Origin of the sequence: Thermocatellispora tengchongensis (genome assembly GCF_014202315.1) — a bacterium.
GTDB classification, from domain to species: Bacteria; Actinomycetota; Actinomycetes; order Streptosporangiales; family Streptosporangiaceae; genus Thermocatellispora; species Thermocatellispora tengchongensis.
Genome location: NZ_JACHGN010000005.1, coordinates 376,704 through 391,244 on the forward strand (window position 1 = coordinate 376,704; position 14,541 = coordinate 391,244).

The 14,541-nt window shown below is 72.2% G+C and carries 14 protein-coding genes; 7 read left to right on the plus strand and 7 right to left on the minus strand.

Annotated features, from left to right (window positions below):
* Positions 1–16 precede the first annotated feature (16 nt).
* The 5 genes from HNP84_RS13840 to HNP84_RS13860 all read right to left on the minus strand — a co-directional run bounded on the left by HNP84_RS13840 (position 17) and on the right by HNP84_RS13860 (position 5,546).
* Positions 17–2,350, minus strand: coding sequence for an ATP-binding protein (locus HNP84_RS13840; protein WP_246518118.1), 2,334 nt, complete (start codon positions 2,348–2,350; stop codon positions 17–19).
* A 97-nt stretch (positions 2,351–2,447) separates the two neighbouring features.
* Positions 2,448–3,203 carry an SCO6745 family protein gene (locus HNP84_RS13845; RefSeq protein WP_246518119.1) on the minus strand — a complete coding sequence of 252 codons (756 nt, stop codon included), beginning with the start codon at positions 3,201–3,203 and terminating at the stop codon, positions 2,448–2,450.
* A 74-nt stretch (positions 3,204–3,277) separates the two neighbouring features.
* Positions 3,278–4,087 (minus strand): diaminopimelate epimerase, encoded by an 810-nt coding sequence (gene dapF / locus HNP84_RS13850; RefSeq protein WP_185050064.1) that lies wholly within the window; start codon positions 4,085–4,087, stop codon positions 3,278–3,280.
* Positions 4,075–4,965, minus strand: coding sequence for a tRNA (adenosine(37)-N6)-dimethylallyltransferase MiaA (gene miaA / locus HNP84_RS13855; protein WP_376771876.1), 891 nt, complete (start codon positions 4,963–4,965; stop codon positions 4,075–4,077). Before miaA ends, dapF begins: the two co-directional genes overlap by 13 nt.
* Before the next feature lie 53 nt (positions 4,966–5,018).
* Positions 5,019–5,546: a methylated-DNA--[protein]-cysteine S-methyltransferase gene (locus tag HNP84_RS13860; RefSeq protein ID WP_185050066.1), complete on the minus strand. Its 528-nt coding sequence runs from the start codon at positions 5,544–5,546 to the stop codon at positions 5,019–5,021.
* A 76-nt stretch (positions 5,547–5,622) separates the two neighbouring features.
* Between HNP84_RS13860 and HNP84_RS13865 the strand changes: the two genes are divergently transcribed.
* Both HNP84_RS13865 and HNP84_RS13870 read left to right on the plus strand, forming a co-directional pair.
* Positions 5,623–5,940: a hypothetical protein gene (locus tag HNP84_RS13865; RefSeq protein ID WP_185050067.1), complete on the plus strand. Its 318-nt coding sequence runs from the start codon at positions 5,623–5,625 to the stop codon at positions 5,938–5,940.
* A 402-nt stretch (positions 5,941–6,342) separates the two neighbouring features.
* Positions 6,343–7,269, plus strand: a complete 927-nt coding sequence (locus HNP84_RS13870) for a ribonuclease Z (protein WP_185050068.1) — start codon at positions 6,343–6,345, stop codon at positions 7,267–7,269.
* A gap of 6 nt (positions 7,270–7,275) precedes the next feature.
* Here HNP84_RS13870 and HNP84_RS13875 read toward each other — a convergent pair whose 3' ends face one another.
* Positions 7,276–8,010, minus strand: coding sequence for a class III extradiol dioxygenase subunit B-like domain-containing protein (locus tag HNP84_RS13875; protein WP_185050069.1), 735 nt, complete (start codon positions 8,008–8,010; stop codon positions 7,276–7,278).
* 381 nt (positions 8,011–8,391) lie between these two features.
* Between HNP84_RS13875 and HNP84_RS13880 the strand changes: the two genes are divergently transcribed.
* Positions 8,392–9,015, plus strand: coding sequence for a hypothetical protein (locus HNP84_RS13880; protein WP_185050070.1), 624 nt, complete (start codon positions 8,392–8,394; stop codon positions 9,013–9,015).
* 319 nt (positions 9,016–9,334) lie between these two features.
* Here HNP84_RS13880 and miaB read toward each other — a convergent pair whose 3' ends face one another.
* A complete protein-coding gene (gene miaB / locus HNP84_RS13885; RefSeq protein ID WP_185050071.1) occupies positions 9,335–10,837 on the minus strand; it encodes a tRNA (N6-isopentenyl adenosine(37)-C2)-methylthiotransferase MiaB in 1,503 nt (500 codons plus the stop codon).
* A 188-nt stretch (positions 10,838–11,025) separates the two neighbouring features.
* On the opposite strand from miaB, the gene HNP84_RS13890 reads away from it, so the two are divergent.
* The 4 genes from HNP84_RS13890 to HNP84_RS13905 all read left to right on the plus strand — a co-directional run bounded on the left by HNP84_RS13890 (position 11,026) and on the right by HNP84_RS13905 (position 14,457).
* On the plus strand, positions 11,026–11,781 hold the full coding sequence (locus tag HNP84_RS13890) for an amino acid ABC transporter ATP-binding protein (RefSeq protein ID WP_185050072.1): 756 nt from the start codon (positions 11,026–11,028) through the stop codon (positions 11,779–11,781).
* 109 nt (positions 11,782–11,890) lie between these two features.
* On the plus strand, positions 11,891–12,787 hold the full coding sequence (locus tag HNP84_RS13895; protein WP_185050073.1) for a glutamate ABC transporter substrate-binding protein: 897 nt from the start codon (positions 11,891–11,893) through the stop codon (positions 12,785–12,787).
* Positions 12,788–12,883: 96 nt separating this feature from the next.
* Complete coding sequence (locus HNP84_RS13900) at positions 12,884–13,552, plus strand: amino acid ABC transporter permease (RefSeq protein WP_185050074.1); 669 nt, start codon at positions 12,884–12,886, stop codon at positions 13,550–13,552.
* The gene (locus HNP84_RS13905) at positions 13,549–14,457 is read left to right on the plus strand and encodes an amino acid ABC transporter permease (protein WP_185050075.1); all 909 of its coding nucleotides are present in this window, start codon (positions 13,549–13,551) and stop codon (positions 14,455–14,457) included. Before HNP84_RS13900 ends, HNP84_RS13905 begins: the two co-directional genes overlap by 4 nt.
* Positions 14,458–14,541 lie beyond the last annotated feature (84 nt).

Sequence of the window (14,541 nt, forward strand, 5' to 3'; positions counted from 1 at the left end):
CGGTGAAACATCCGGCCTACAGGCCGTACTCCTTGACGATGCGCTCGTGCCGCTCGACCTCGACGCCGACCTCGCGGGCCAGGTCGAGCCAGGCCAGCGGGTGCACCCAGCGCTCGGTGGCGTCGTCGAGCAGGGCGTCGACCTCCACCGGGCTGACGTTCGGCGGCACCGCCACCCAGCCGAAGACGCCGGGCAGCCGCTCGCCGCTGGTCGGGTGGGTCACGGTGTAGTTCTCGTCGCTGTAGACCCACATCGGCCAGCCGCGTTCGGCCAGGACCTCGTTGAACTCGGCCCAGTCGTGCTCGCTCGGCGCGGCGCCGTCGAAGAACCAGCTCGTGTAGCCGCCGGGGCGGAGCATGCGCACCGCGGCGAACGGCGGCACGAAGCTCTCGCGCTCCTGCGGGTCGTCGGGCACGGGCTCCAGGAGCTGCGGGTCGAAGACGACGAGGTCGCCCGCGTTGTAGTCCATGCCGGGCGGCTGCGGGATGGCCAGGCGGGCGGTGGCCGGGCCGGTGCGGACGCTGATCACCTGCCGCTGGCTGCCGTCGGGGGCGGGCAGGATCACCCGGATCAGGCCCATCTCCTGCTCGATCGGACCCTCGCCCGGCTCGATCGGCATGCCGATCTTGGCGGCGCCACGGCGGACGGTGGCCCAATCCTCGGCGGAGGTGGCCAGCACGATCATGCGCCAGACGTCCTCGTCCTCCAGCTCGCCGGAGTCGAGCACGTCGGCGAGCACCTTGGCGCCCTTGGCGTTCTCGTCGAGCTGCTGCGCGGCGCCGGAGTAGAGCCTGCGCGCGTCGAGGCCCGCGCCGGCCTCCAGGGCCTTCTCGGCCTCGGCCATGGTCTCGGGCCAGCGCTCGCGCGCCCGGTGCAGCCGGGCCAGCGTGAGGTGCCGCTGCGCCTCCGGCAGCCGGGCGGCGAACTGCTCCAGCCGCTCGTCCTGGCGCGCCTCGATGAGCAGGCCCGCGAGGTAGGCCACGTCGTCGTCGGCGGCGTCGCCCAGGCGGTCGCCCTCGACCAGCATGGTCCAATAGATGTCGGCGCCGCGCGCCGGATAGCCGAGGAAGCCCAGCGTCGTGGTGTGGCGGCGGGTGGCCTCCAGGTCCTTGCCCGACAGGGGGGCCAGCCAGCCGACCCAGCGCTCGGGGTCGGCGTTGAAGCCGTCGGCGGCGTCGAACAGCCCGACCAGCTCCGCCTCCTCGCCCGGCGGCGGGAGCGGGGTGGTGGCGTCGGCGGCGGCGCGCAGCTCGGCGATGCGCTCGGGCAGCCCCTCGGTGGTCTTCAGCTCGGCCAGCCCGGTCTCGGCGATGTCGGCCAGGGCGCGGGCCTGCCAGACGCCCTGGCGGGCCAGGGCCATCTCACCGGCGATCAGGGCCAGCTCCACCCGGGCGCGGTAGCCGCCCATCATCGCGAAGTAGTCGATCCACTGGCGCAGCACCCGGCCGAGCTGCCAGGTGTTGGCGATCTGCTCGGAGCCCGCCAGCAGGCGCACGGTCTCGGCCCACTCGACGAACGAGCGCGGGTGGTCGCCCACCACGTCCAGGTCGGGCAGCGCCTCCACCGCCTCGGCGGTGCGGCCCAGCGTGCCGAGCACACGGGCGCGCAGCACGCCCTCGCGGTGCGGCTTGGCGATCGGGTCGTCGGGCTTGAAGCCGGTGGCGGCGTCGAGCGCGGCCAGCGCGTCCTCGGCGCGGCCGGCGGCGAGCAGGGCGCGGGCGGAGACGGCGGCGAGCTCCCAGCTCGCCTCCAGCTCGGCGGCGCGCAGCCGGTCGATGGCCGACTCGGCGTAGGCGACGGCCTCGTCGGCCTTGCCCGAGTCGAGCAGGCCGGCGACGTACTGGGTGGTCAGCCCGGCGAAGGCCGGGGAGCCGGGCTCGACGTCGGCGAGCCTGGCGCCGAGCATGGCCAGCCGCTCCTCGGCGTAGCCCGGACCGTCGGCGTTGGCCTGGGCGACCGCGAGGGCCTCGTAGGCGGCCGGCACCGACGGGCAGTCGCGGACGTCTTCGCGTTCGGCGAACGCGACCAGCTCCGCCGCGTCCTTGAGCGCGACCGCGCCCTGCGCACGGTCGCCGATGCGGCCGATCAGGTGCCAGTAGCGGGCGTAGAACTCAAGCCAGGGCAGCTCCATGCTCTCGGCCTGATTCGCCACCGCGGGCGCCACGACGTCGAGCTGGGAGTACCGGCCTTCGTACGCCTGCGCGGGGATGTCGCCCAGCGCGATGGCCAGACCGGCGTTTCCGGCTCCGTGAAGTTGCCGCTGGGTGTCGCCGACCCAGGCCCAGATGTCCACGTCCATGGGCAGCCAGTCTGCCAGGTCGGCGGGCGTGTCCCAAACGGCGCGGCCCATCCGGGCCCTGTCCTGCGCGATACGTCCCTGTCATCCTGATTGGCGGTCATCCCGATCGGCGGTCATCCCGTTCGGACGGGGTGATCCGATCGGGCGGTCACAGGCCGCGGGCCCGGCCCAGCAGCTCGATCAGCTCGCCGGCCTGTGCGTCGTCCAGGACGGCGAAGGCGGGGGCGAGCAGCTCGTCGGTCAGCTCCTCCGCCCGCGCCCGCAGCTCGACGGCGCGGGCGGACGGCTCGGGGTACGGCTCGGGCCACTGCAGGAAGCGGGCCATGGCGACGCCGTCGGCCAGGCCGGTCGGGCTGCCGAAGTGGGTGCCGACCAGCGTCGCCTCCAGCGGCGACAGGCCCAGCGAGAGCACCGCCATCCCGTGCACGCCCCCGCGCAGCTCGCGGGCCACGTGCAGCATGTGCGCGGCCCGCGCGGGCGCGTCCGGCGGCGGCGGCAGCGCGCGCCAGCCGGCGAACAGCGGCGCGCCGAGCACGCTCGCCTCGGCGATCACGGGTTCGAGCAGGCCGGCCAGCCTCGCGCAGCCGTCGAAGCCGCCCAGTCTGCGCCGCCCCCAGGCGTGGCAGGCGGAGGCGTACATGTCGGCGGCCTTGTCCGCGGGCAGGGACCGGCCGCCCTCCCAGGACTCGCGGACGTGCCCGGCCGGGAAGAACACGCACGCGGCCGTCACGACGTCGGCGTCCACCTCGCCGAGCACGCCGCACCGGCCGCGGAAGTACATCTCGCGCCCGCCGAGCCCGTTCTGCTCGCACAGGGCCTTCGCCTCGCGCGACATCATGAAGCCGCCGCCGAGGACGCCGATCGCGTCCTTGACCGCCGCCGCCGTGTGACGTGGGTCCGCCATGCCACCCCTCCTCGGTTCGAATGATGAACCCAGCATGGCGGGGCAGAACAAGGTTCTGCAATACCCCCCGGAGGCTAGGGCAGCACCAGCTCGCCGTGGGCCACCAGCACGGCGGGGCCGGTGAGGTAGCTGGTCTCGGCCTCCAGCGTGACGGTGAGCAGGCCGCCCGGCACCTCGACCGCCCAGCTCCCCGTGGTCTCGCCGGTCAGGTGGGCCGCGGCCAGGGCGGCGGCCACCGCGCCGGTGCCGCAGGAGCGGGTCTCGCCGGAGCCGCGCTCGTACACGCGCATCACCGCGCGGCGCGGGCCCACCGCGTTGACCAGCTCGACGTTCACCCCGGTCGGGAAGATCGTGGTGTCGAAGCCGGGCTGGTGGGTCAGGTCGACCTGGGCGACCGGATCGCCGACCACGCAGGCCAGGTGGGGGTTGCCGAGGTCGATGTGCAGGCCGGTGTACTCGTGGCCGCCGAGCGTGGCGCTGCTCTCGCCCAGGATGCGCGGCAGGCCCATGTCGACCGTGACGTCGCCCTCGGCGCCCAGGCGCACCAGCTTGACGCCGCCCCTGGTCGCGATCGGCAGCTCGCCCGGCTGGGCCAGCCCCGAGTCGACCAGGTAGCGGGCGAACACCCGCGCGCCGTTGCCGCACATCTCGGCCATGCTGCCGTCGGCGTTGCGGTAGTCCATGAACCACTCCGCCTCGCCCGCGAGGTGGGCGACCTCGGGCGCCAGCTTGGTGCGCACCACGTGCAGCACGCCGTCGCCGCCGATGCCCGCCCGGCGCTCGCACAGCGCCGCCACCATCGCCGCCGTGACGTCGATCTCATTGTCGGGATCGGGCAGGATGACGAAGTCGTTCTCGGTGCCGTGCCCCTTTACGAACCGCATGTCCTCACCCTATCGACAGCCAGCTCCACCAGATCGGGCGCGTCGTACGGAAGCCAGGTCACGCGCGGGTCGCGCCGGAACCACGACTCCTGCCGGCGGGCGAAGCGCCGGGTCGCCCGGATCGTCTCCTCCATGGCCTGCTCCTCGGTCCATTCCCCGGACAGGAAGCGCAGCACCTGGGCGTACCCGAGGGCCCGGCTCGCCGTACGCCCCTCGGCCAGGCCGCGCGCGGCCAGCGCCCGCACCTCCTCCACCAGCCCCGACTCCCACATCCGGTGGACGCGCAGCGCGATGCGCTCGTCCAGGACCGGGCGCGGCACGTCCAGCCCGATCTGCACGCTGTCGTAGACCGCGTCGTACGACGGCATGGTGGCCGAGAACGGCCGTCCCGACAGCTCGATCACCTCCAGCGCCCGCACGATCCTGCGCCCGTTGCTCGGCAGGATCGCCGCCGCGGCCGTCGGGTCGAGGCCGCGCAGCTGCTCGTACAGGGGGGCGGGCCCCGAGCGCTCCAGCTCGGCCTCCAGCCGGGCGCGGATCTCGGGATCGGTGCCGGGGAACTCCAGGTCGTCGAGCACCGCGCGGACGTACAGGCCCGAGCCGCCGGCCAGGATCGGCACCACGCCCTCGCCGAGCAGCCGGTCCAGGATCGGGCGCGCCAGCCGCTGGAACTCCGCGACGCTGGCCGGCCGGGTCACGTCCCAGATGTCCAGCAGGTGGTGCGGCACGCCGCGCATCTCGGCCGGGGACAACTTCGCCGTGCCGATGTCCATGCCCCGGTAGAACTGCATGGAATCGGCGTTGACGACCTCCCCGCCGAGCCGGAGCGCCAGCTCCACGGCGAGATCGGACTTCCCGGCCGCGGTCGGTCCGACCACGGCGACGACTGGCGTTGGCTGTCCCACACCCCCAGTCTGTCAGCGCCCCGAGGTCACATCTCCCAGTCGAGGGTCGGCTGCAGATAGCCCTCCAGGGTCAGCAGCCACCGCTTGGACTCCACCCCGTCGCCGCCGCTGAACCCGCCCAGCCCGTTGCCGGCCACGACCCGGTGGCACGGCACCAGCACCGGGATCGGGTTCGACCCCATGATCGAGCCGATGCCCCGCGCGGGCACGCCGCTGCCGCTCAGCTCCGCCAGCTCACCGTAGGTGACGGTCCTGCCGTACGGCACGCGCTCGTACAGGGTGCCCAGCACCCGCCGCTGCGCCCGCGACGTCAGCCGCCAGTCGACCGGAACCGAGAACCGGGTCAGCTCCCCCGCGAAGTACGCCGCCATCTCGGCGCGGGCCACGGCCGTACGCGCCTCGTCGGCCACCTCGTCCAGGCCCAGCCGCGCCGCGATCCGCCGCCGCTCCCCGTCGGAGTCGCGGAACCCGGTGGCGGCCACCCCGTCCTCGGTCACGGCCACCAGGAACTCCCCCAGCGGCGTCCCCACCGCCCCGAACGCCACCGACCCCATGCCACAACACCCCCATCCCGCCCCACATCGTACGCCCGGCATGCGAGGGGAGCGCTCCAGCGGGCACACTGGGACCATGACCTCCAGGCCGCGCTACGCCGACCACCGCGCATACGTGGTGCCCGACCATCTCGGCGAGCTGACCGGCCCCACCGCGGGCGTCGTCACGCTGCCCAGCCACCTCGACTGGTCCGAGCAGCACACCTACGACTTGTCGGACGAGGCCCAAGCCGGCCTGATGTACGAACGCGTGATCCGCGAAGCCGTCCGCCCGGAAGACCTCCGCCTCCTGAACGCCGCCGTCCTCAAGCGCCTGTGGCGCCGGATCTTCCTCCCCCATCGCGCCCGCCAGGCCTGGGAGTCCCGCTTCTCCGACCTCACCCGAGCAGCCTGACAAGCATGGACGCGCTGCACGAACTCGCAACGAGAGTCGGCCTCGCCGCCATCGAGCGCTTCGGTTTCGCCCTCGCCGGGGGTTACGCCGTGCAGGCGCGGTCGCCGCGCTGTATGGCAGGGCCGAGGTACGCGACTTCGTCGACATCTACGCTGTGCTTCGCAGCGGGCGTTACACGCCGGACGACCTGATGCGCCTTGCCGCAGAGGCCGACCCGGGCTTCGAACGCGGGATGTTCGCCTGCGCCCTGTCGGCCCTGCGGCGCATCCCGGACCAGGCCCTGACTCACCACGGGCTCGGCCGGGACGAGGTGGGGGATCTGCGAGCGCGGTTTCGGGATTGGGAACGCCTGCTCGCCTCCCATCGGCGTTGAAGGCGCGGGAACGCCTAGCATCGGGGATTGTGTCGCTTCGTGAGCTTGTCGTGCTCGGCACGTCCAGCGCCGTGCCCACCCGGCGGCGTAACCACAACGGCTACCTGCTGATGTGGGACGGCGAGGGGTTCCTGTTCGACCCCGGGGAGGGGACCCAGCGGCAGATGGTGCTGGCCGGGCTGAGCGCGCACGACATCACCTGGATCTGCCTGACGCACATGCACGGCGACCACTGCCTGGGGGTGCCGGGGGTGGTCCAGCGCATCGCGCGCGACAAGGTGCCGCACACCGTCACGGCCACGTTCCCCGCGAGCGGGGAGACGTACTGGCGGCGGCTGCGGCACGCCGCCGTGTTCGGCGACACCGACGTGATCGCCGAACGGCCGCTGTCCGGGCCGGTGGCGGAGCTGCGGGCCGGGGAGCTGACGCTCACCGCGCGCCTGCTGTCGCACCCGGTCGAGGCGTACGGCTACCGGGTGCAGGAGCCCGAGGGGCGGCGCATGCTGCCCGAGCGGCTGGAGGCCCGGGGGGTGCGCGGGCCCCTGGTCGGGCGGCTCCAGCGGGAGGGCGCGGTGGTGGCCCCCGACGGCTCGACGGTCACGCTGGAGGAGTGCAGCGAGCCGCGCCCCGGGCAGAGCATGGCGTTCATCATGGACACCCGCGAGTGCGAGGGCATCGCCCCGCTCGCCGAGGGCGCCGACCTGCTGGTGATCGAGTCCACGTTCCTGTCGCCGGAGGCCGCGCTCGCCGAGCAGTACGGCCACCTGACGGCCGCCCAGGCGGGCCGGATCGCGGCCGAGGCGGGCGTGCGCCACCTCGTGCTCACCCACTTCTCCGAGCGGTACGACGTGAACGACGAGCCCCGCTTCCTGGCCGAGGCCGCGGCGAGCTACTCCGGCCCCATCACCCTCGCCCACGACCTGGACCGCATCCGGGTGCCCAGACGCGCCCGCTGAGCCCGCTCAGGGGGCGTCGGCGCGGCGGGTCCACAGGCTGACGAAGTAGCCCACGCCGTACGGCTCCTCGTAGTAGACCTTCCGCTCCCGGAAGCCGCCCCGCTCGCGGGCGTCGCACGCGGCCCCGGCCAGCACCTGCAGCGCCGCCCTGCCCGCGAAGGACAGCTCCTCGGCCTCCTCCGGGTCGAGCGCCGCCAGCGCCTGGGTGTCGGCGCCTTCGAGCACGTGCCGGACGTGGTCGTCGTAGGAGCGGGCGCGCGGATCGAGGTAGCCGGGGGCCTTCTCGCTCAGGCAGGCCGAGCCGTCGGCCATGACCAGCAGCGCCACCCGGGGGGCCGTACCGGCCAGCCGCCGTCCCAGCCTGGCGCACGCCTCGGGCGGGGCGTCGAACGCCACCGCCTGGAACCCGGTCACCCGGCCGTGCACCCCCTCCCGCTCCAGCAGCCACCGCCCGACGGCCAGGGACAGCGGCAGCACCGGCGCGCCGTCGCCGACGCGCACGTCCACGCCCCAGGGCGCGAACGATCCGGCGGCGTCGGGCGGGTACATCACGGTCGCGGGACGCCCTCCGCCCCCGGCGGCGCCGCCCACCACGATCAGGGCGTCGGGCTCGGTGCGTACCAGGGAGCGCAGCACCCGGCCGCAGGCCAGCCGCAGGTTGTCCAGCTCGCCCGCGGCCCGGCCCGCCAGCTCGGGCACGATCAGCGGCGGATGCGGGCACACGGCGGCGGCGACGATCACCGTTCCACGCTACCCCGACCGCGACCGGCGCGATCCGACGGCCTCGCACCGCCCGTTTCGGCCGTCCGTAAGCCGGGCGCGGCAGGGGCGAGAAGCGGCACCGAAGTGGGGTTTCACGGCGTACGGCGCGGCATATCGCGGGCCGCCGGGAGGCGGCGGAATTCCCATTGATCGTTCTCACCGGCGAGGGCCGCGGGGCCGTGAGACCGGTCACCGAGGGAGGGTCCGCCGCCGCTGACCTGCCCAACCACCGAAATAGACGACAAGTCGTGATTCCTCTGTGATTGGTGGGCAGTGGTTCCGTTATTGCGGCTACTGTGGTCGGGCACCCTCGGAAGCCGTGGAGGTTTCCCCCGATACGACCGCAGGGAGTTGTCATTCATGCAAGGCCACGTTGGATCATCGACGGGCCATCCCGACCAGCACGGCCCGACCGAATACCTCGACGGTCCGGGCTCCGGACCCGCCCCCGGCCCCCGTCCCAGGACCAGGGCGAAGCGCACGGGCGGACCCAAGGGCAAGCGCGGCCTGGCCATTGCCGCGGGCGCCCTCGTCGCCGTCCTCGCGGGCGGCGGCATCGCCGTCGCCGTCCTCAACGACGCCAGACCGGCGAACGACGGCGGCACCCCGGTAAGCCAACCGACCGACAGCGGCGCCGCGACCGGCGACGACGATCAGCCCCAGGAAGCCGACACCCCGGCCGACGCCGGCAAGGACAAGAACAAGGACAAGGACACCGGCTCCGGCGACGACGGCCTCCCCGCCGACGCCACCGACACCATCCCCAGAACCGGCGGCGGCACAGACGGCGGCACTGACGGCGGCACCGATACCGGCACCGACCGCGGCACCGACGAGCAGGCGCCCCAGCGAGGCAGCGCCGGCAAGAACAACGGCGACGGCACCACCAAGAACCAGAACCAGAACCAGGAGGAAGAGGAGGTGTCCGAGTGGCCGTTCGACGGTCCTCCGGGCTGGATCGCCCCCCAGGGCCCCGCGAACTGACCACTCCCACCCAGGGGTGACCCCCCACCACATCCACCGGCCCTACGGCCGGCCCCGCCGCCGCCCCGATCCCGAGCCGGGGCGGCGGCTCTTTCATCTCCCCCGGAATCACCTCGCCCGAAAAAGCCTCGCCGCCCATGGGCGAGCTTGCGCGGCATGGGCGAGCGCGGCGATTCGGGCAACGGGGAGCACCTGCCCCCGCCTGAGCCCTCAGGGCTCCGGGTGGAGGTCAGGGGCTGGTCAGGTCGCATCCCCGTGCCTCGCGCCGGCCGCTGTCGGGCGAGGGTGAGGCCGCCCGCTGCCCGACCGGCGCCGGGGGTCAGGGGGTGGGGGCGCAGGCGTGGGCTGGGGACGGGGTGGACGGGGGGCGGCCGATGGTGGGCATGCCGAGCATGACGCCCTTGGCGCCGGAGGGCTGGGGGGTCGCGTTGCGGGAGGCCCAGGCGTCGCCGGCGCGGGTGCGGCGTACGGATCTGGCGGGGGTGTCGGAGACCAGGTGGTGCGGGGCCGCGTAGGTGATCTCGACCTGGGCCACGTCGCCGGGGCGGGGGATCTCGTCGCCGGGGGTGAAGTGGACGAGGCGGTTGTCGGGGGCGCGGCCGGACAGGCGGTGGGTGGCGTCGTCCTTGCGGCCCTCGCCCTCGGCGACCAGGACCTCCACGACCTTGCCGACCTGGGCGCGGTTCTCGGCCCAGGAGATCTCCTCCTGGAGGGCCACGAGGCGCTCGTACCGCTCCTGGACGACCTCCTTGGGCACCTGGCCGTCCATGGTGGCGGCGGGGGTGCCGGGGCGGATGGAGTACTGGAAGGTGAAGGCGTTGGCGAAGCGCGACTGGCGGACGACGTCGAGGGTGGCCTGGAAGTCCTCCTCGGTCTCGCCGGGGAAGCCCACGATGATGTCGGTGGAGATGGCCGCGTCGGGCATGGCGGCGCGGACCCGCTCGATGATGCCGAGGTAGCGCTCGGCGCGGTAGGAGCGGCGCATGGCCTTCAGGATGCGGTCGGAGCCCGACTGGAGCGGCATGTGGAGCTGGTGCATGACGTTGGGGGTCTCGGCCATGGCGGCGATCACGTCGTCGGTGAACGCGGCCGGGTGGGGCGAGGTGAAGCGGACCCGCTCCAGGCCCTCGACGTCGCCGCAGGCGCGCAGCAGCTTGCCGAACGCGAACCGGTCGCCGAACTCCACGCCGTAGGTGTTGACGTTCTGCCCGAGCAGGGTGATCTCAAGCACGCCCTGCTCGACCAGCGCGCGGACCTCGGCCAGTACGTCGCCGGGGCGGCGGTCCTTCTCCTTGCCGCGCAGCGAGGGCACGATGCAGAACGTGCAGGTGTTGTTGCAGCCCACCGAGATCGACACCCAGGCGGCGTACGCCGACTCGCGCTTGGTCGGCAGGGTGCTGGGGAAGACCTCCAGCGACTCCTTGATCTCGACCTGGGCCTCACGCTGAACCCGGGCGCGTTCGAGGAGCGCCGGGAGGGAGCCGATGTTGTGCGTGCCGAAGACCACGTCGACCCACGGCGCACGGCGTACGATCTCGCCCTGGTCCTTCTGCGCCAGGCAGCCGCCGACGGCGATCTGCATGCGCGGGTTGCGCACCTTGGCGGGGCGCAGGTGGCCGAGGTTGCCGTACAGGCGGTTGTCGGCGTTCTCGCGCACGGCGCAGGTGTTGAACACGACCACGTCGGCGGCCTCGCCCTCGCCCGCGCGGACGTAGCCGGCGTCCTCCAGCAGGCCGGCGAGCCGCTCGGAGTCGTGCACGTTCATCTGGCACCCGTAGGTCCTGACCTCGTAGGTACGGATGCTCTCGTCGGTGGCATTCATCGCACTCCAAGACTAGGCGCTCCCCCGGGCGGCGGCAGCCACACCGGAGGCGTCCGGAGGATCACCGCGGTTCTTACGATCTGACATGGTTTGACTGACACGGGGCTCCAGCTCTTGGACATCCTGTGATCCGATCGGTACCCCTTGGTTAGTGACGGGTGCCCTAAGCATGCATAACGTTGACGACCATGACGGAGAACGGGGATGCGATTCCGCTCGTCAGGTTGGAAGCGGTCAACAAGCACTTCGGGGACCTGCACGTCCTGCGGGACATCGATCTGACGGTGGATCGTGGCGAGGTGCTGGTGGTCATCGGCCCTTCGGGCGGGGGGAAGTCCACTTTGTGCCGGACCATCAACCGGCTTGAGACCATCGACAGCGGCACCATCTACTTCGAGGGCCGGCCGCTGCCCGCCGAGGGCGCCGCGCTGGCGCGGCTGCGCTCCGAGGTCGGCATGGTGTTCCAGTCGTTCAACCTCTTCGCCCACAAGACGATCCTGGAGAACGTCACGCTCGGGCCCACGAAGGTGCTGCGCAAGCCGCGGCAGGAGGCCGAGAAGCGGGCCATGGAGCTCCTGGAGCGCGTGGGGATCGCCTCGCAGGCCCAGAAGTACCCCGCCCAGCTCTCCGGCGGCCAGCAGCAGCGTACGGCCATCGCCCGCGCGCTGGCGATGAACCCCAAGATGATCCTGTTCGACGAGCCGACCTCCGCGCTGGACCCCGAGATGGTGCAGGAGGTCCTGGACGTGATGATCGGCCTGGCCCGCGACGGGATGACGATGGTGGTGGTCACCCACGAGATGGGCTTCGCCCGCCGCGCGGCCCACCGGGTGGTCTTCATGGCCGACGGCCAGATCGTGGAGCAGAACACGCCCGACGAGTTCTTCACCAATGCCCGGACCGACCGGGCGAAGGACTTCCTGTCCAAGATCCTCACGCACTGACCTTCCCGGCCTCGCCGATCCCGGCGGCCGTCCCGGGCGGTCGGAGGCCGGAAACGCGCTTCACAAGCTCATCGGCTTGACAACGACATCAGCGGAAGAAGAGGTGGAAATGCGGGTACGACGTATCAGTGTGGTGCTGGCCGCGGCCGGCGCCCTGACCATGGGGCTTGCCGCCTGCGGCACTGACGGCGGCGGCGAGTCCGCGGCCACCGGCGGCACCGACCAGGCCACCACCTCCGTGGTCGACAAGGTCAAGAACACCAAGCGCATCGTCGTCGGCACCAAGTGGGACCAGCCGGGCCTCGGCCTGGCCTCCGGCACCGGCGAGCCCCAGGGCTTCGACGTGGACGTCGCGAAGTACATCGTCAAGGAGATCGCCGGCGACCCGAACGTGCAGATCGAGTGGAAGGAGTCGGCGTCCTCCAACCGCGAGCCCTTCCTGCAGAACGGCACGGTGGACATCATCTTCGCCACCTACTCCATCACCGAGGAGCGCAAGAGCAAGGTGACCTTCGGCGGGCCGTACATCGTGGCCCACCAGGACACGATGGTGCGCAGCGACGCCACCGACATCACCAAGGCCACCGACCTGAAGGGCAAGCGCATCTGCCAGGCGGCCGGCTCCAACTCCTACAAGCGGATCACCGACCCGCCGCCGGACGGCAAGCTCGACCTCGACGCCCAGCTCGTGGGCGCCAACAACTACTCCGAGTGCATCTCCAAGCTCAGCGGCAACAACCTGGACGCGGTCACCACCGATGACCTGATCCTGGCCGGTTTCGCCGCCCAGGGCGGAGACTTCAAGATCCTCGGTGACCCGTTCACCGACGAGAAGTACGGCGTCGGCCTGAAGAAGGGCGACATCAAGACCTGCGAGGCCGTCAACGCGGCCATCACCAAGATGTACTCCGACGGCACGGCCAAGCAGTTGTTCGACAAGTGGTTCGGCAAGGCGAAGGGCCTGACCCCGCCGACCGCCGCGCCCGCGTTCGAGGGCTGCTCGTAGTCATCTCCGACATCGACGCCAAGACGCCGATACGTACGGCGGCCGGTGGCCCGGCCCTGGGTCACCGGCCGCCGCCGTCCCCGTGGCTGGAGCACGATGGATGAACTGATCAGATACGCCCCGGACCTCGCGCGGGGCTTCGCGGTGAACATGCAGCTCGCCCTGGCCTCCGCGGTCCTGTCGCTGATCCTGGGCACGGTCCTGGTGGCGATGCGCGTCTCGCCCACCCCGGTGCTGCGCGCGGCGGGCGCCGCGTACGTCAACATCGTGCGCAACACACCGCTCACGCTGTTGCTGGCGTTCTGCGCGCTCGGGCTCAGCGACAAGATGGGCCTGGTCTTCTCCCAGAATCCGAGCACCAACGGCTTCCTGCTGGTGACCATGGGCCTGTCGCTCTACACCGCCACGTTCGTCTGCGAGGCGCTGCGCGCGGGCATCAACACCGTGCCGTTCGGGCAGGCCGAGGCCGCGCGGGCGATCGGGCTGACGTTCTCGCAGTCGCTGCGGCTGATCATCCTGCCGCAGGCGTTCCGGGCCGTGATCGCGCCGCTGGGCAGCGTGATGATCGCGATGATCAAGAACACGACGGTCGCCGTCGCCGCCGGTTACCTCGCCGACGTGGCGTTCGCCATGAAGGACACCTTCGACAAGACGGGCGTGTCGATTCCGATCTTCATCGGGATCGCGCTGGCGTTCATGGCCGTGGTGCTGCCGATCGGCCTGTTCACCGGCTGGCTGTCGCGCAAGCTGGCGGTGGCCCGATGAACCGGGCGAACGTCCTGTTCGACGCGCCCGGCCCCCGGGGGCGGCTGCGCAACCACCTGCTCACCGCGATCGGGCTCGTCGCGCTCGCCGCGATCGGCTACTTCATCTACTCGAAGTTCGAGCAGAAGGGCCAGTGGCAGGCGGAGGTCTGGGAGCCGTTCATCCAGCCCAGGGTCTGGACCGACTTCATCCTGCCCGGCCTGCGCGGCACGCTCGTCGCCGCCGGCCTCGCCGCGGTGTGCGCGCTGGCCTTCGGCGCGATCTTCGGCCTGGCCCGGCTGTCGGACCACGCCTGGATCCGCGTCCCGGCCGGGGTCGTGGTGGAGGTCTTCCGCGCCATCCCGCTGCTGCTGCTGATTTTCTTCATCTTCTACGTGATGCCGCAGTTGCTCGGCGGCGGCGACTACGTCCTGTTCGCGCTGGTCGCCGGGCTGACGTTGTACAACGGGTCGGTGCTGGCCGAGGTCGTGCGCGCGGGCGTGCTGGCCGTGCCCAAGGGCCAGTCGGAGGCGGCGTACGCGATCGGGCTGCGCAAGACCGGCGTGCTGTGGCGCATCCTGCTGCCGCAGGCGGTGACCGCGATGATGCCGGCGATCGTCAGCCAGCTCGTGGTGCTGCTGAAGGACACCGCGCTGGGCTTCATCATCTCCTACGTCGATCTGCTCAGCATGGGCTTCCGGATCATCCCGCCGAACTTCCGCCCCGCCGACACGCTCATCTCGGCGGCGATCGTCATCGGCGCCATCTACATCCTGCTGAACATGCTGCTCAGCGCTTTGGCCACCTGGCTGGAGCGGCGCAGCAGGCGCAGCAAGAAGACCGCGGCGCCCCCGGTCGCCCCGACCAACATCCCCGGCGGCCTGGGCGGCCGGCCCCCGGCCCCGGCGGCGCTGGGCAGCGAGTAGCAGTCCCCGATACACCCGTTTCCCCCCGTACGCCGGGCCCGCCCGGCGTACGGGGGACGCCTCCCGCCGCACACGCGCCGCTAT